Below are 15,177 nucleotides of genomic sequence, written 5' to 3' on the forward strand. Positions count from 1 at the left end.
AAAAACATGTTAAGCATTAAAGATTTACAGGTCAGTGTGGAAGATAAAGCGATCCTGCGTGGGCTGAATATTGACGTCCGTCCGGGTGAAGTGCATGCCATTATGGGGCCAAACGGCTCCGGGAAAAGTACGCTCTCCGCGACGCTGGCCGGGCGTGAAGATTATGAAGTGGTCGGCGGGTCCGTCGAGTTTAAGGGCAAAGATCTGCTGGAACTCTCCCCGGAAGATCGCGCCGGTGAGGGCATCTTTATGGCCTTCCAGTATCCGGTCGAAATCCCGGGCGTCAGCAACCAGTTCTTCCTGCAAACCTCCCTCAACGCGGTGCGCAAATACCGTGGAGAAGAGGAGCTGGATCGCTTTGACTTCCAGGATCTGATGGAAGAGAAGATCAAACTGCTGAAAATGCCGGAAGATTTGCTGACCCGTTCTGTGAACGTCGGCTTCTCCGGTGGCGAGAAAAAACGTAACGATATCCTGCAGATGGCGGTGCTGGAGCCGGAGCTGTGTATTCTGGATGAAACGGACTCCGGTCTGGACATCGATGCGCTGAAAATTGTTGCTGACGGCGTGAACTCCCTGCGCGACGGCAAACGTTCGTTCATTATCGTCACTCACTATCAGCGCATTCTTGACTATATCAAACCGGATTACGTCCACGTTCTGTATCAGGGCCGCATCGTTAAATCCGGCGATTTTACTCTGGTCAAACAACTGGAGGAGCAGGGCTATGGCTGGCTTACCGAACAGCAGTAACGCACTGCAGCAGTGGCATCGCCTGTTTGAAACCCAGGGCGAAACGCGATCTGAACAGGCGCAACAGCACCTGCAGCAGATGCTGCGTCTCGGTCTGCCGACGCGCAAACATGAAAACTGGAAGTACACGCCGCTGGACGGCTTGCTCAACAGTCAGTTTGTCACGCGTCTGGCGGATGTCACGCCAGCCCAGCGCGATGCGCTGGCGCTGAATATTGACGCCGTACGTCTGGTGTTTGTTGATGGGCGTTATAACCCGGAACTGAGCGACAGCACTGAGGGCAGTGGGTTTGACGTTGAGATCAATGACCAGCGCCAGTCTCTGCCTGCGCCGGTGCAGCCGGAAGTGTTCCTGCATCTGACCGAAAGCCTGGCGTCAGGCGTGACGCATGTCCGCGTGAAGCGTAATCAGCGCCCGGCGAAACCGCTGCTGCTGTTGCATATCACGCAGGGGCTGGAGGGCGAAGAGGTTAATACAGCCCACTATCGTCATCATCTCGACCTGGCTGAGGGGGCGGAAGCGACCCTTATCGAGCATTACGTCAGCCTGAATGAGACCAGACACTTTACCGGCGCGCGCCTGACGATGAACGTGGCGGCCAATGCCCAGCTGCATCACATCAAGCTGGCGTTTGAAAACCCGGTGAGCCATCACTTTGCCCACAACGACATGCTGATTGGCCCGGACGCGGCGGCGTACAGCCACAGCTTCCTTCTCGGCGGGGCGGTGCTGCGCCACAATACCAGCACGCAGCTTAACGGCGAGAACACCACGTTGCGCATGAACAGCCTGGCGATGCCGGTGAAGTCGGAAGTGTGCGATACCCGTACCTGGCTTGAGCACAACAAAGGCTTCTGTAACAGTCGCCAGATGCATAAAGTCATCGCCAACGACAAAGGGCGGGCGGTGTTTAACGGCCTGATTAACGTGGCGCAACACGCCATCAAAACCGACGGGCAGATGACGAACAACAATCTGCTGCTGGGCCGTCTGGCGGAAGTGGACACCAAGCCGCAGCTCGAAATTTATGCCGATGACGTCAAGTGCAGCCACGGGGCGACGGTTGGACGTATCGACGATGAACAGATGTTCTATCTGCGCTCGCGTGGGATCGACAAGCAGGCGGCGCAGAAGATGATTATTTACGCGTTCGCCGCGGAGCTGACGGAAGCGCTGCGCGATGAAACCCTGAAACAGCAGGTGCTGGCACGCATTGGTCAGCGTTTGCCAGGAGGCGAAGCATGAGTTTTCCCGTAGAGAAAGTGCGGGCGGATTTTCCCGTCCTGACCCGTGAAGTGAACGGTCTGCCGCTTGCCTATCTCGACAGCGCGGCCAGCGCGCAGAAGCCGAATCAGGTGATTGACGCCGAGGCGGAGTTTTATCGCCACGGCTATGCGGCGGTGCATCGCGGTATTCATACCCTCAGCGCCGAAGCGACGCAGCGGATGGAAAACGTGCGCACGCAGCTTGCGACCTTCCTCAACGCCCGTTCACCGGAAGAGCTGGTGTTCGTGCGCGGCACCACCGAAGGCATCAACCTGGTGGCCAACAGCTGGGGCAGTGCGCAGGTGCATGCGGGTGACAACATCATCATCACCCAGATGGAGCATCACGCCAATATCGTGCCGTGGCAGATGCTTTGCGAGCGTGTGGGGGCACAACTGCGCGTGATCCCGCTCAATCAGGACGGAACGTTGCAGCTGGAGCTGCTGGATACTCTGCTCGACGACCGTACGCGGCTGGTGGCGATTACCCAGATTTCCAACGTGCTTGGCACCGAAAACCCGGTGGCCGAGATCATCGCCAAAGCGCATCAGGCCGGTGCGAAAGTGCTGGTGGATGGCGCGCAGGCGGTGATGCACCACGCTACCGACGTGCAGGCGCTGGACTGCGATTTTTACGTCTTCTCCGGTCATAAACTGTATGGCCCGACCGGGATAGGCGTGCTGTACGTGAAAGAGGATATCCTGCAGGCGATGCCGCCGTGGGAAGGGGGCGGGTCGATGATCGCCACCGTCAGCCTGACGCAGGGCACGACCTACGCTAAAGCGCCGTGGCGCTTTGAGGCCGGGACGCCGAACACGGGCGGAATTATCGGGCTGGGCGCGGCAGTGGAGTACGTATCAGCGATTGGGCTGGATGCGATTGCCGAGTACGAACAGACGCTGATGCGCTATGCGCTGGCGGAGCTGGCCAGCGTGCCGGATCTGACGCTCTACGGACCGGATTCGCGCAAAGGGGTTATTGCCTTTAATCTGGGTCAACATCACGCCTACGACGTGGGAAGTTTCCTGGATAACTACGGCGTGGCCGTGCGCACCGGGCACCACTGCGCGATGCCGCTGATGGCGTTTTACCAGGTCCCGGCCATGTGCCGCGCGTCGCTGGTGATGTATAACACAACGGAAGAGATCGACAGGCTGGTGACAGGACTGAAACGTATCCATCACCTGCTGGGCTAAGAGAGGCAAGACATGGCCGCGTTGCCGGACAGAGACAAACTGTTGCGTAACTTTACCCGTTGCGCCAACTGGGAAGAGAAATACCTGTACATCATTGAGCTGGGACAGCGTTTGCCTGCGCTCAGCGAAGCAGCACACAGCCCGGAGAACATTATCCAGGGTTGTCAGAGCCAGGTCTGGATTGTGATGCGCCAGACCGACGACGGCGTGATTGAATTGCAGGGCGACAGCGATGCTGCCATTGTGAAAGGGCTGGTTGCCGTCGTGTTTATCCTGTATCACCAGATGTCCGCTCAGGACATTGTGGCCTTTGACGTGCGCCCGTGGTTTGAAAAAATGTCACTGGCACAACATTTAACCCCCTCCCGATCCCAGGGGCTGGAAGCGATGATCCGCGCAATCCGCTCCAAAGCGTCCAACATTAGCTAAACTAAAAAGACTGCATTCATTCTGTTACGCGAGGTGGCTCCCACCTCGCTGGTTTTTCGGCTTTCTGGCGTTCTGTCAGTGAATAAGGAATCTCAGCATGAAGCGCGCGTCGATAATTACACTTTTACTGCTCAGCACTTTCGGTGGCCTTAATTCTGCCAGCGCGATGGATTATCCGTTGCCGCCAGCGGGCAGCCGCCTTATTGGTCAAAATCAAACCTACGCCATCCAGGAAGGGGACAAAAATTTGCAGGCGATTGCCCGTCGATTTAATACCGCGGCGCAACTGATCCTCGAAACCAATAATACGATTGCACCGGTCTATCCTGCGCCGGGGACGGTGATAACCATTCCGTCGCAAATGTTGCTGCCGGATACACCGCGCGAGGGCATCGTGGTGAATCTGGCCGAGCTGCGGCTCTACTACTTCCCGCCGGGGGAGAATATCGTTCAGGTCTATCCTTTAGGCATTGGCCAGTTGGGGCTGGAGACGCCGGTCAGCACTACGCGCGTGAGCCAGAAAATCCCGAATCCAACCTGGACGCCAACACCGGGCATCAGAGCGCGTTCTCTGGCGCAAGGTATCAAATTGCCGCCTGTGGTCCCGGCAGGGCCTAACAACCCGCTGGGGCGCTTTGCGCTGCGTCTGGGGATAGGCAACGGGGAGTATCTGATTCATGGCACCAGCGCGCCGGACAGTGTCGGGCTGCGCGTCAGCTCCGGCTGTATGCGCATGAATGCGCCGGACATTAAAGCGCTGTTCGCTCAGGCGCGCGTGGGGACCCGCGTGCAGATCATCAACGAGCCGGTGAAGTTCTCCGTTGAACCCGATGGCAGACGCTATGTAGAAGTACATCGCCCGCTGGCTCAGGTCGAAGGGGAGAACCCGCAAACCACGCCAATCGTGCATAACGCGGGCTTTGCGTCCTTTGCGTCGCTGGAGGGTAATGACAAAGTGCTGATTGATAAAGCGCTGTCGCGCCGCGCGGGTATTCCGGTTGCGGTCTCTGCGGGAAACGGCCCATCCGCCTCGGTGGCGAATCCGGTGCTGTCGGTGCAGAACAGTCGCGCATCAGACGCGGTGTCTGAAGGCGAGAAAGAGGTGGTCATGCAGTAGGGCGAATAACAGGCAAAAAAAATGGCGCACAATGTGCGCCATTTTATTAACAGGTACTATTACTTACGGTATTTAGTAGCCTGGTTGTCCAGACGCTGGTTAGCGCGTGCTGCGTCGTCTTTAGCAGCCTGAACGTCAGAACGGATTGCGTTCACGTCGTTGCTCAGCTGGTCAACTTTAGCGTTCAGAGTCTGAACGTCAGAAGACAGTTGGTCGATTTTAGCATTGCTAGAACAACCAGCCAGCATAGTAGAAGCCAGGATTACCGCGCCCAGTACCAGTTTAGTACGATTCATTATTAATACCCTCTAGATTGAGTTAATCTCCATGTAGCGTTACAAGTATTACACAAAGTTTTTTATGTTGAGAATATTTTTTTGATGGGAATACACCTATTTTTGATCGTTCGCTCAAAGAAACAACGAATCTGCCCCTTTTGCCGAAAAAGCTATGTTAAAAAAGACATTTTTCATCGGATTCATCTTAGATAAATCGCTCTTAAATAGAAAAACTCGATTTGCATTTTGAATAAACATGGCTAATGCCATAAATAAAAAAAGCGCCCGAAGGCGCTTTTTTAGCAAATTAATTCGTTTGATAATGATTACAGGACGTGAACAGACGCTGTATTGGTCGTTCCGCTTGGTACCAGCGCACCAGAAACCATCACCACAACGTCACCTTTACGTGCCAGACCACAATCAACCAGCTGCAGAGCCACTTCTTTACCCAGACGGTAGAAATCGTCGGTAGACGCGATCTCTTTCACCAGGTGTGGGATCACGCCTTTGCTCAGAACCAGCTGACGAGCAGTGGTTTCGTTGGTGGTCAGCGCCAGGATGGTGGCGTTCGGGAAGTATTTACGCACGGCCTTAGCGGATTTGCCGCCCTGGGTCGCCACCACGATCAGTGGTGCATCCAGTTTCTCAGCGGTTTCAACGGCACCACGGCAAACGGCTTCGGTGATACGCAGTTTACGGCTGTCGTTGCTGTTATCCAGACGGCTGGTCATAACGCGGTCAGTACGCTCGCAGATGGTAGCCATGATGGTCACGGCTTCCAGCGGGTATTTACCTTTCGCGGATTCGCCAGACAGCATCACGGCATCGGTACCGTCAAGGATGGCGTTCGCCACGTCACCGGCTTCTGCGCGGGTAGGGCGTGGGTTTTTGATCATAGAGTCAAGCATCTGCGTGGCAGTGATAACCACTTTACGTGCACGCACACACTTCTCGATCATCATCTTCTGCGCGAAGATCACTTCTTCAACCGGGATTTCAACGCCCAGATCGCCACGAGCAACCATGATGCCGTCAGACGCTTCGAGGATTTCGTCGAAGTTGTTCAGGCCTTCCTGGTTTTCGATTTTGGAGATGATCTGGATCTTCTCGCCGCCGTGGGCTTTCAGGTGCTCACGGATTTCGGTCACGTCGGAACGTTTACGGATAAAGGACGCTGCAACGAAATCAACGCCTTGCTCGCAACCGAAGATCAGGTCTTGTTTGTCTTTTTCAGCCAGGGCTGGCAGTGCGATGGAAACGCCTGGCAGGTTAACGCCTTTGTTCTCGCCCAGGTCACCGTTGTTCAGCACTTTACAAACAACGTTTTTGCCTTCGATAGCGGTCACTTCCATACCGATCAGGCCGTCATCCACCAGCACGGTGTTGCCAACGGACAGGTCGGTGGTGAAACCTTCGTACGTCACAGCGACGATTTCGTTGTTACCCACAACGGATTTGTCGGTCGTGAAGGTGAAGGTCTGACCCGCTTTCAGGGAGACGTCGTTGCCGCCTTCCAGTTTGATGGTACGGATTTCCGGGCCTTTGGTATCCAGCAGGATCGCTGCTTTTTTACCGGTCTTGCTCATCACGTTGCGCAAGTTCTGAATACGTTGACCGTGTTCAGCATAGTCGCCGTGAGAGAAGTTCAGACGCATTACGTTCATGCCGGCGTCCAGCATTTTGCTCAGCATCTCTTCAGATTCGGTTTTCGGGCCGATGGTGCAAACAATTTTCGTCTTTTTCATGACAGTCTTAGTCTTTAAGTTGGGAAGGATATGGAAATCTCGCTCCGGGGGCGCACTGCCGCAGAGTCAAACCTGTGTAGCGAAATTTTAAATAACACGCACTAAGGATAGGTGACATCAAATGAGCGTGCAGAAGAAAGTGTGCCTGAGTCTTGGCCCAACGAAGGAGAGGAGAAGTTGTACGTTGTTTTTTGTATTCCAAGCGCTGAAACCATTCACCCAGGGATTAGGCGCGCATTATACGCTGATTTTCAGATAAAAGGAAAATGGAAACGGTGTTTCAAAAAGATTCTGTGCAGTTTCACAAAAGATTGTTATCAACGCGTTAAGGCTAAACGCTATCTTGTTGCGGCAGAGGTAACGTCTGCCGCATTTCGCTTAATTTTTCAGCGCTTGTTCGAGGTCTGCGATCAGATCGTGGGCATCTTCAATCCCGACGGACAAACGAATCAGCTGCGGAACGATGCCGTTGGCTAACCGCTGTTCCAGCGGAATCGACGCGTGGGTCATGCTGTAGGGCTGGCTGACCAGGCTTTCCACGCCGCCCAGGCTCTCGGCGAGGGTAAAGAGTTTCAGCTTGCGGATAATTGCGGTGGCCTGTTGCGCATCACCTTTGACGACCACGGAAATCATCCCGCCCGGCAGGGCCATCTGCGCGCGTGCCAGCTGGTAATGTGGGTGAGATTCCAGCCACGGAAACCACACTTTTTCGACCGCCGGGTGCTGCTCCAGCCATTGCGCAATCGCCAGCGCGTTGGCGCTGTGTTTTTCGACCCGCAGGGCGAGGGTACGAATGCCCCGCAGGGTCAGGAAGCTGCTAAACGGGTCGAGCACGCCGCCAACGGCGTTTTGCAGATAACCCAGCTGGTCAGCGAGTTCGCGGTTGTCGCCCACCACCGCCAGGCCCGCCACCACGTCAGAGTGGCCGTTGAGATATTTCGTCGCGGAATGGACGACGATATCAAAACCCAACTCCAGCGGACGATGGATCACCGGCGAGGCAAAGGTATTATCCGCCACGCTGATGATGCGATGGCGACGCGCAATCTCTGCGATAGCCGCGAGATCCACCAGTTTCAGCAAAGGGTTAGTCGGGGTTTCCACCCAGATCATTTTGGTATCGGGGCGGATTGCCGCTTCAAGCGCCGATAAATCGCCAGGTTTCACCCAGCTCACCTGCAATCCCGTGCTGCGTTTGCGCACGTTTTCAATCAGGCGATATGTGCCGCCGTACACATCGTCGATGGCGACGATGTGGCTGTCTTTATCCAGCAGCTCCAGCACGGTAGAGATCGCCGCCAGACCCGAGGCAAAGGCATAGCCGCGCGTTCCGCTCTCCAGCTCGGCAATCGCCGTTTCCAGCGCATGGCGCGTCGGGTTACCGCTGCGGGAATACTCGTAGCCCGTATGTTCGCCGGGAGACGGTTGCGCAAACGTCGAGGTGGCGTAAATGGGCGGCATCACCGCGCCGTGCTGATCGTTAAACTCGCCGCTGTGGACGCTCAAGGTTGCCAGGTTTTTCATCATTATTGTTCCTTAGTGTTGGAGACGGTTGCGCCACACGGTGAGGACATCGCTGCGCGTTATCAGACCCAGAAAGCGATCGCGGTCGTTAATCACGGCCACGAGACCGCGGTCAAAGATCGGTTTCAGCGCGCTCTCAGAGGCATTTTTGTCGAGCACCTCGACGTTGCGGGTCATTGCCTCGGTGACGGGCAGGGCGAAACGCTCGCCGTCCCCCGCGATATGGCTGACAAGATCCCATTCGTCGACAATGCCCACCACCTGACCGTTCTCTAAAACCGGCAGCTGTGAGATATCGTACAGCCGCATACGCGCCAGCACGGTCGCCAGGGTGTCATCCGGGGCGGCAGTAACGGTCGCGCCTTCGTCATGACGCAGGGCGATATAATCAGAGAGATCGCCGGTTTGCGGGCGGGAGATCAGCCCCTGCTGGCGCATCCAGTCGTCGTTGAACATTTTCGACAGATACTTATTCCCGCTGTCGCAGGCAAAGGTCACCACCCGTTTCGGGGTGGTTTGCGCCTGGCAATAGCGTAGCGCCGCCGCCAGCAGGGTGCCGCTGGAGGAGCCGGCCAGAATGCCTTCGGTTTTTAGCAGGTCGCGGGCGGTGGTGAAGGCTTCGCGGTCGCTGACACGATAGGCCTGATGCACGCCTTCGATGTGCGCCAGCGGCGGAATAAAGTCTTCGCCGATCCCCTCGACCAGCCATGAACCCGCGTCATGGTGACGGCCCGACTCCACCTGATCCGCCAGCACTGAACCCGCCGGGTCGGCCAGCACAAACTCCGTGTGCGGAGAGTGCTGCGCAAACCACGCCTGCAGCCCGCCGAGCGTACCGCCGGACCCTACACCAACCACAATCGCATCGATCCTGCCGTCCAGCTGTTCAAACAGCTCGGGTGCAGTAGAGGTGCTGTGCGCCAGCGGGTTGGCCTCGTTATTGAACTGGTCAATATAGAAGCTGCCGGGGATCTCCTGCGCCAGCCGCTTCGCGTAGTCCTGATAGTAGGCCGGGTGGCCTTTGTTGACGTCGGAGCGCGTCAGCACCACCTGAGCGCCCAGCGCGCGCAGATGAAAAATCTTCTCGCGGCTCATTTTGTCCGGCACCACCAGTACCAGCGCATAGCCTTTTTGTGCCGCAATCAGCGCCAGCCCCAGCCCGGTATTGCCCGCCGTAGCTTCAATAATGGTGCCGCCCGGTGCGAGCAGCCCTTTGCGCTCGGCTTCGTTGATCATCGACAGGGCCACGCGGTCCTTAATCGAGCCGCCAGGATTCTGGTTTTCGAGTTTTAAAAACAGCGAGCACAGGCCGGTATCCAGCTTGTGCAACTGGATGAGCGGCGTGCGGCCAATCAGTTCAGTCACGGAGTGATAAATCGCCATGGTCTTTTCCTTAACAGAGACATGGCTGGATGATAGGACTATGAAATTTCCTCAAGAAAGAACGTTTCACTGCCTGTTAGAACGGAAAGTAATATAAATGGCTGATTTGGCAGTTAAGACAGCAAGCCGTAAAGTGCTCTGGATGTGAGGATGGCTATATTAGGAGAAAATGCGGCAAAAATGACCGTTTTTGCGCCTCAGGCGCTGCCACATATGCATTGTGCAGATAATCATTGCCGAAATTAAGCTAATCATCCTGCGCCCAGTCGTCACGCCACATATTCCTCGGCGTTATAAGACATTCGATTTTGTTCATTTAAAACATCATAACGTCTGATTACTATCGTTTGGACATCCATACTGCTAAACCGCTATATGCGTAACGGATAACGAAAAATAATGATTGTTCTCAGGAATATTTCGAAGGTTTTTGACAACGGAAAAGTGGCACTTACCGCCGTTGATAACGTCAATTTGACGATTGAACAGGGGCAGATTTACGGGATTATCGGCTACAGCGGCGCCGGAAAAAGTACGCTGATTCGCCTGCTGAACGGGCTGGAAAAGCCGACCTCTGGCAGCGTGACCATCAGCGGCCAGGAGATCTCTTCGGCCAAAGGCGAAGCACTGCGCCAGGCGCGCCTGAAAATTAGCATGGTGTTCCAGCACTTCAACCTGCTCTGGTCGCGCACGGTCAGGGAGAATATTGCCTTCTCAATGCAAATCGCGGGCGTGCCGAAAGCCAAAATTAACGCCCGCGTTGCAGAGCTGGTGGATCTGGTGGGGCTGAAAGGCCGCGAGACTGCTTATCCGTCGCAGCTCAGCGGCGGGCAAAAACAGCGCGTGGGCATTGCCCGTGCGCTGGCAAATAATCCGGACGTACTGCTGTGTGATGAAGCGACCTCCGCCCTCGACCCGCAAACGACGGATCAGATCCTCGATCTGCTGCTCGACATTAACCGTCGTTTTAATCTCACCATCGTGCTGATCACTCACGAAATGCACGTGGTGCGCAAAATCTGTGACCGCGTGGCGGTGATGGAAAACGGCAAAGTGGTGGAAGAGGGCGATGTCCTCGGCGTTTTCACCCATCCGCAAAAACCGATCACCCGGCAGTTTGTGCGCCAGGTGAGCCAGTACACCGAAGAAGAGGCTTTTAATCCGGAGCTGGCGAACGAGCTGGAAGGCACGGTGATCCGCCTGACCTTCACCGGGCACAGCACCCACAAGCCGATTGTCGGGGAGCTGACCCTGCGTTACGGCCTGCCGTTTAACATTCTGCACGGCAAAATGACGCAAACGGCACACGGCGTTTTCGGCCAATTATGGGTGCACGTCGTCGCATCCGAAGAGCAACTGAACAATATCCTCGCCGACCTGAAGCACAGCGATATTGATGGCGAGGTAATTAAACATGGCTGAGACGCTTTTTCCGCACCTGAAGTGGGACCAGCTGTGGGCCGCCACCCTGGAAACGCTCTACATGACGGCGATTTCCGGCGTCGCGACCTTTGTGTTGGGGATTGTCCTGGGGCTGGCGCTGTTCCTGACGGCGCGCGGCGGATTGTTCCACAACCGCACCGTCTACAGCGTCATCTCGATTGTGGTGAACGTTTTCCGCTCGATTCCGTTCATCATTTTGATTGTCCTGCTGATCCCGTTCACCAAGACCATCGTCGGGACGATTCTCGGGGCCAATGCCGCGCTCCCGGCGCTGATTGTCGGCGCGGCACCGTTTTATGCGCGTCTGGTGGAGATCGCCCTGCGCGAAGTGGACAAAGGGGTCATTGAGGCGACGCGTTCGATGGGCGCACGTCTGAGCACTTTAATTTTTCGGGTTTTACTACCGGAATCATCACCTGCACTGGTCTCAGGCATTACGGTGACGCTGATTGCACTGGTGAGCTACAGCGCAATGGCAGGGGTGATTGGCGCCGGTGGTTTGGGAAATCTGGCTTATCTGGAAGGATTCCAGCGCAACCACGGTGATGTCACGCTGGTGGCAACGGTGACTATTTTGATCATCGTTTTCATTATCCAGTTCTGCGGCGACGTCATTACTTCACTGTTAGATAAACGATAAAACACACAGGAAACCACATCATGAAAAAGACACTGACACTGATTGCCGCCGCAACCCTGAGCGCCCTGAGCTTTGCCTCCTGGGCGGATACGCTGACCGTAGGCGCGTCCAACACCCCGCATGCTGAAATTCTGGAGCAGGCGAAGCCGATCCTGGCGAAACAGGGTATCGATCTGGAGATCAAACCTTTCCAGGACTACATCCTGCCCAACACCGCGCTGGCAGGCCGTGATATCGACGCGAACTACTTCCAGCACATTCCTTACCTGAACAGCGTGCTGAAAGATCATGCCGGCGACAAAGATTATGATTTCGTCAGTGCCGGTGCGATTCACATCGAGCCGATTGGTATTTACTCCAAAAAATACAAATCCCTGAAAGATCTGCCGGAAGGCGGCAAAATCATCATGCGTGATGCGGTCTCCGAAGAGGGGCGTATTCTCTCTATCTTCGAGAAAGAGGGCGTGATCAAACTGAAGCCAGGCATCGATAAAGTGACCGCGCGCATCAGCGACATCGTCGAAAACCCGAAAAAACTGCAGTTCACGCCGAACGTCGAAGCCTCTCTGCTGCCGCAGATGTATAACAACGACGAAGGCGCGGCGGTCGTGATTAACGCCAACTACGCCATTGATGCAGGTCTGGACCCGGTTCACGACCCGATCGCGGTCGAGAGCGGTGAGAACAACCCGTATGCGAACATCATCACCGTGCATCGCGGCGACGAGAAGAAGAAAGATATCGTGGCGCTGGTGGACGTGCTGCACTCCAAAGAGATTCAGGACTGGATCCGCACCAAATACAAAGGCGCTGTGATCCCGGTAAACAACTAATCCCTGGATATAAGACCCAGGCCCGGCGAGCGATCGCCGGGCTTTTTTTGTATCCATTCTGTTAATCATTTAAGCTGCTCCTTTAAAGCAATGGAGTGGTAGCAATGGGCAATGTGACCAAAGACGACGCGCTTTATCAGGAAATGTGCCGGGTAGTGGGGAAGGTCGTTCTTGAGATGCGGGATTTAGGGCAGGAGCCTAAGCATATCGTCATTGCGGGCGTGCTGCGTACCGCGCTGGCGAACCAGCGCGTGAAACGCAGTGAACTGACAACGCAAGCGATGGAAACGGTGGTTAAAGCGCTGGCGGGGTGAAACGCCAGCGTTTAGCGATCTGCTCAAGCGAGCAGCAGAGCAGGTAATAGACCACGCCGGTAAAGATAAAAATGGCCGCCGGGTAAATCTGCACCCGGTTGTTCACCTGGCCGGCGACGGTGGTCAGTTCCGGCACGTTGACAATAAAAGCCAGCGACGTGTCTTTCAGCAGACTGATAAAAATCCCCAGCAGAGACGGCAGAATATTGCGCAACACCTGCGGCAGCAGGATCAGCCACAGCGTCTGCTGCGTACCAAATCCCTGCGTCAACGCCGCCTCAAATTGCCCGTCCGGCAATGCCCTCAGCCCGGCCAGCACGGAGTGCATCACGGCGGTCGCGGTAAACCACGCCAGCGCCAGGGTTACGGTCAACGCGCCGGGGAGATCGCCACCCGTTAAAAGCGGCAGTAAATACCACATCCAGAAAATCACGAAGATCAGCGGGATACCGCGAATCAGCTCGGCCCACAAAAACAGCGTGTTGTGCACGACGCCCGGAAACCGCCATGCGAGCGCCGCGAGCGCAATGCCGCCCGGCAGCGCCAGCACGGCAGCGCCCAGCGCCATCAGTAGCGTCAGCAACACCCCGCCAGGCTGACCAGCGGACATCCGTCCCCAGAGCAGATAATCCAGGTTATCGATAATGATATTCAGCCCGGCGATCATGCGTGTTCCCTCCCGGCGTCGATAGCCGCATGACGCGCACGCGGGCGGCGTTTAGTGGACGGCCCAAGCCTCACCAGCAGCAGCCCCAGCAACACGCCCGTCAGCAGATACAGCACGGTGCCGACGGTAAAAGCTTCCAGCGCGTGGGCGTTATAGCTCTCAATCTGACGCACCTGATAGGTCAGCTCGGCAAACCCGATGCCGCTGGCAAGAGAGGAGAGTTTCATTAAGTTCAAATACTGCCCGACCACCGGCTGCCAGGCGTTTGCCAGCCCCTGAGGCAGCAGGATGTAGCGGAACAGTCGCCAGGAGGAGAACCCCTGCGCCAGCGCCGCCTGTCGCTGCCCCGATGGCACCGCCTGCAATCCCGAGGCGATCTCCTCGATTAAGAACGCGGAGGTAAACACGCCCAGCCCCCACGCGGAACAGAGAAACTCCGGTGTAAACCACCAGACATCCCCCGGCAGAATCGACCAGCTGTGATCGGCGTTGATGAAACTGCGAAGTGCCTGCGGCAGCCCGTTCCAGGCCGCGAAATACCAGAACAGCAGTTGCACCAGTAACGGCGTGTTGCGAAACAGAGAGACCCACGCCGCCACGAGAGCATTCCCCATTTTCCCGCCAGCCAGACGGAGAAGCAAAAGCAGAACGGCGAAGACGCTGGCGATGATCATCCCCGCGAGCGTCACCCACAGGGTGGTCAGAAAGCCGGATAAAATCCACTGCAAGGGTTGTCCGGTCAGTACCCCTTGCCAGTCGAGGGCGGGCATCAGGATGGCTCCTGATGCAGCGGGTTCAGCACCTTTTGCAGGAACTGTCGGGCGCGAGGATGGTCTGGATGACGGAAAAACTGCTCCGGCGGGGCGGTCTCCAGAATTTGTCCACCGTCGATGAACACCACCCGGTCGGCGATTTCTCGGGCAAACTGCATCTCGTGCGTCACCACAATCATCGTAATCCCGCTGTGGGCGAGAGCCTTCATCACCTGCAGGACCTCACCAATCATCTCCGGGTCAAGGGCCGACGTTGGCTCATCGAACAGGATAATTTGCGGCGATGAGGCCAGCGCTCGGGCAATGGCCACGCGCTGCTGCTGCCCACCGGAAAGCTCGGCCGGGTAGTGGCTGGCTTTCTCCACCATCCCGACTTTCTCCAGCAGCGTCAGGGCACGCTCCTGCGCCTGCGGCGCTTTCCAGCCGTGAACATGCTCAAGCGCCAGACTGATGTTCTGGCTGGCGGTCAGATGGGCGTAAAGGTTAAATTGCTGGAACACAAATCCCACCCGGCTGCGAAGCTGGCGCAGGGCGGGGCCGGTCAGCTTGCGGGTGGGTTTGTCGTCAATCAGGATCTCGCCGCCGTTGAGGGACTCCAGCTGATTGATAAGGCGAATCAGCGTTGACTTACCGGAACCGGACGGCCCCAGAATTGCCACCACTTCCCCCGGATCAATGCGAAGTGAAATGCCTTTCAGCACCTGATGATCGCCGTAGCGTTTGACCACATCGCGGAACTCAACGCTTGCCTGCTCCAGATGTGAAAAATCCGCGGCACGGGCCGCGGAGCGTGAAAAAAACGCTGAGAGCAT

Annotated in this window: 17 protein-coding genes; 9 read left to right on the top strand and 8 right to left on the bottom strand. The window is 56.4% G+C overall.

The annotated features are described in order from the left end of the window. Window positions 1-6: 6 nt before the first annotated feature. The 5 genes from sufC (at window position 7) to ldtE (ending at window position 4,762) form a co-directional block, all read left to right on the top strand. Window positions 7-753 carry a Fe-S cluster assembly ATPase SufC gene (sufC, locus tag ABIE11_RS01390; protein ID WP_095281756.1) on the top strand — a complete coding sequence of 249 codons (747 nt, stop codon included), beginning with the start codon at window positions 7-9 and terminating at the stop codon, window positions 751-753. After that, window positions 728-1,999 carry a Fe-S cluster assembly protein SufD gene (gene sufD / locus ABIE11_RS01395; protein WP_429183644.1) on the top strand — a complete coding sequence of 424 codons (1,272 nt, stop codon included), beginning with the start codon at window positions 728-730 and terminating at the stop codon, window positions 1,997-1,999. The genes sufC and sufD overlap by 26 nt, the downstream gene beginning before the upstream one ends. After that, entirely contained in the window at window positions 1,996-3,216 is a 1,221-nt protein-coding gene (gene sufS, locus ABIE11_RS01400) for a cysteine desulfurase SufS (protein ID WP_107703720.1), read from the top strand. Before sufD ends, sufS begins: the two co-directional genes overlap by 4 nt. 12 nt (window positions 3,217-3,228) lie before the next feature. Continuing rightward, the gene (sufE, locus tag ABIE11_RS01405; RefSeq protein WP_100780443.1) at window positions 3,229-3,645 is read left to right on the top strand and encodes a cysteine desulfuration protein SufE; all 417 of its coding nucleotides are present in this window, start codon (window positions 3,229-3,231) and stop codon (window positions 3,643-3,645) included. Window positions 3,646-3,742: 97 nt separating this feature from the next. Further along, a complete protein-coding gene (ldtE, locus tag ABIE11_RS01410) occupies window positions 3,743-4,762 on the top strand; it encodes a L,D-transpeptidase LdtE (protein ID WP_100780442.1) in 1,020 nt (339 codons plus the stop codon). A gap of 59 nt (window positions 4,763-4,821) precedes the next feature. Here the strand turns inward: ldtE and ABIE11_RS01415 are convergent, their stop codons facing one another. The 5 genes from ABIE11_RS01415 to ABIE11_RS01435 all read right to left on the bottom strand — a co-directional run bounded on the left by ABIE11_RS01415 (window position 4,822) and on the right by ABIE11_RS01435 (window position 9,695). After that, window positions 4,822-5,058: a major outer membrane lipoprotein gene (locus tag ABIE11_RS01415; protein ID WP_095281761.1), complete on the bottom strand. Its 237-nt coding sequence runs from the start codon at window positions 5,056-5,058 to the stop codon at window positions 4,822-4,824. Window positions 5,059-5,366: 308 nt separating this feature from the next. Continuing rightward, entirely contained in the window at window positions 5,367-6,788 is a 1,422-nt protein-coding gene (gene pykF / locus ABIE11_RS01420) for a pyruvate kinase PykF (RefSeq protein ID WP_100780441.1), read from the bottom strand. 7 nt (window positions 6,789-6,795) lie between these two features. Beyond that, entirely contained in the window at window positions 6,796-6,990 is a 195-nt protein-coding gene (locus tag ABIE11_RS01425) for a hypothetical protein (protein WP_429183648.1), read from the bottom strand. 176 nt (window positions 6,991-7,166) lie between these two features. After that, the gene (locus tag ABIE11_RS01430; protein ID WP_429184257.1) at window positions 7,167-8,312 is read right to left on the bottom strand and encodes a trans-sulfuration enzyme family protein; all 1,146 of its coding nucleotides are present in this window, start codon (window positions 8,310-8,312) and stop codon (window positions 7,167-7,169) included. A gap of 12 nt (window positions 8,313-8,324) precedes the next feature. Beyond that, window positions 8,325-9,695: a pyridoxal-phosphate dependent enzyme gene (locus ABIE11_RS01435; RefSeq protein ID WP_429183650.1), complete on the bottom strand. Its 1,371-nt coding sequence runs from the start codon at window positions 9,693-9,695 to the stop codon at window positions 8,325-8,327. 399 nt (window positions 9,696-10,094) lie between these two features. On the opposite strand from ABIE11_RS01435, the gene ABIE11_RS01440 reads away from it, so the two are divergent. From ABIE11_RS01440 to fumD, 4 genes are all read left to right on the top strand, one after another. Next, window positions 10,095-11,117 carry a methionine ABC transporter ATP-binding protein gene (locus ABIE11_RS01440; RefSeq protein ID WP_420171951.1) on the top strand — a complete coding sequence of 341 codons (1,023 nt, stop codon included), beginning with the start codon at window positions 10,095-10,097 and terminating at the stop codon, window positions 11,115-11,117. Next, window positions 11,110-11,778 (top strand): methionine ABC transporter permease, encoded by a 669-nt coding sequence (locus ABIE11_RS01445; protein WP_100780438.1) that lies wholly within the window; start codon window positions 11,110-11,112, stop codon window positions 11,776-11,778. The genes ABIE11_RS01440 and ABIE11_RS01445 overlap by 8 nt, the downstream gene beginning before the upstream one ends. A 20-nt stretch (window positions 11,779-11,798) precedes the next feature. Further along, window positions 11,799-12,611 carry a MetQ/NlpA family ABC transporter substrate-binding protein gene (locus ABIE11_RS01450; protein WP_006174916.1) on the top strand — a complete coding sequence of 271 codons (813 nt, stop codon included), beginning with the start codon at window positions 11,799-11,801 and terminating at the stop codon, window positions 12,609-12,611. A 104-nt stretch (window positions 12,612-12,715) separates the two neighbouring features. Then, window positions 12,716-12,925, top strand: coding sequence for a fumarate hydratase FumD (gene fumD / locus ABIE11_RS01455; protein ID WP_014069945.1), 210 nt, complete (start codon window positions 12,716-12,718; stop codon window positions 12,923-12,925). Here fumD and ABIE11_RS01460 read toward each other — a convergent pair. Genes ABIE11_RS01460 through ABIE11_RS01470 form a run of 3 tightly spaced genes read right to left on the bottom strand, consistent with a single transcriptional unit; the run spans window position 12,906 to window position 15,177 of the window. Beyond that, window positions 12,906-13,592 (bottom strand): amino acid ABC transporter permease, encoded by a 687-nt coding sequence (locus ABIE11_RS01460; protein WP_429183654.1) that lies wholly within the window; start codon window positions 13,590-13,592, stop codon window positions 12,906-12,908. The two genes, fumD and ABIE11_RS01460, sit on opposite strands and share 20 nt — an antisense overlap. Continuing rightward, entirely contained in the window at window positions 13,589-14,362 is a 774-nt protein-coding gene (locus tag ABIE11_RS01465; protein ID WP_429183656.1) for an amino acid ABC transporter permease, read from the bottom strand. Before ABIE11_RS01465 ends, ABIE11_RS01460 begins: the two co-directional genes overlap by 4 nt. Then, window positions 14,362-15,177 carry an amino acid ABC transporter ATP-binding protein gene (locus ABIE11_RS01470; RefSeq protein ID WP_429183657.1) on the bottom strand — a complete coding sequence of 272 codons (816 nt, stop codon included), beginning with the start codon at window positions 15,175-15,177 and terminating at the stop codon, window positions 14,362-14,364. Before ABIE11_RS01470 ends, ABIE11_RS01465 begins: the two co-directional genes overlap by 1 nt.

Origin of the sequence: Lelliottia sp. 489 (genome assembly GCF_050435885.1) — a bacterium.
Lineage (GTDB): Bacteria > Pseudomonadota > Gammaproteobacteria > Enterobacterales > Enterobacteriaceae > Enterobacter > Enterobacter nimipressuralis.

Bases quoted from the DNA above. Each gene is read 5' to 3' on its own strand.
- sufS (WP_107703720.1), top strand. From the start codon at position 1,996: ATGAGTTTTCCCGTAGAGAAAGTGCGGGCGGATTTTCCCGTCCTGACC.
- ABIE11_RS01435 (WP_429183650.1), bottom strand. From the start codon at position 9,695: ATGGCGATTTATCACTCCGTGACTGAACTGATTGGCCGCACGCCGCTC.
- ABIE11_RS01465 (WP_429183656.1), bottom strand. From the start codon at position 14,362: ATGCCCGCCCTCGACTGGCAAGGGGTACTGACCGGACAACCCTTGCAG.
- sufE (WP_100780443.1), top strand. From the start codon at position 3,229: ATGGCCGCGTTGCCGGACAGAGACAAACTGTTGCGTAACTTTACCCGT.
- ABIE11_RS01470 (WP_429183657.1), bottom strand. From the start codon at position 15,177: ATGCTCTCAGCGTTTTTTTCACGCTCCGCGGCCCGTGCCGCGGATTTT.
- ABIE11_RS01430 (WP_429184257.1), bottom strand. From the start codon at position 8,312: ATGAAAAACCTGGCAACCTTGAGCGTCCACAGCGGCGAGTTTAACGAT.
- ldtE (WP_100780442.1), top strand. From the start codon at position 3,743: ATGAAGCGCGCGTCGATAATTACACTTTTACTGCTCAGCACTTTCGGT.
- sufD (WP_429183644.1), top strand. From the start codon at position 728: ATGGCTGGCTTACCGAACAGCAGTAACGCACTGCAGCAGTGGCATCGC.
- ABIE11_RS01450 (WP_006174916.1), top strand. From the start codon at position 11,799: ATGAAAAAGACACTGACACTGATTGCCGCCGCAACCCTGAGCGCCCTG.
- ABIE11_RS01445 (WP_100780438.1), top strand. From the start codon at position 11,110: ATGGCTGAGACGCTTTTTCCGCACCTGAAGTGGGACCAGCTGTGGGCC.
- pykF (WP_100780441.1), bottom strand. From the start codon at position 6,788: ATGAAAAAGACGAAAATTGTTTGCACCATCGGCCCGAAAACCGAATCT.
- fumD (WP_014069945.1), top strand. From the start codon at position 12,716: ATGGGCAATGTGACCAAAGACGACGCGCTTTATCAGGAAATGTGCCGG.
- ABIE11_RS01415 (WP_095281761.1), bottom strand. From the start codon at position 5,058: ATGAATCGTACTAAACTGGTACTGGGCGCGGTAATCCTGGCTTCTACT.
- ABIE11_RS01460 (WP_429183654.1), bottom strand. From the start codon at position 13,592: ATGATCGCCGGGCTGAATATCATTATCGATAACCTGGATTATCTGCTC.
- ABIE11_RS01440 (WP_420171951.1), top strand. From the start codon at position 10,095: ATGATTGTTCTCAGGAATATTTCGAAGGTTTTTGACAACGGAAAAGTG.
- sufC (WP_095281756.1), top strand. From the start codon at position 7: ATGTTAAGCATTAAAGATTTACAGGTCAGTGTGGAAGATAAAGCGATC.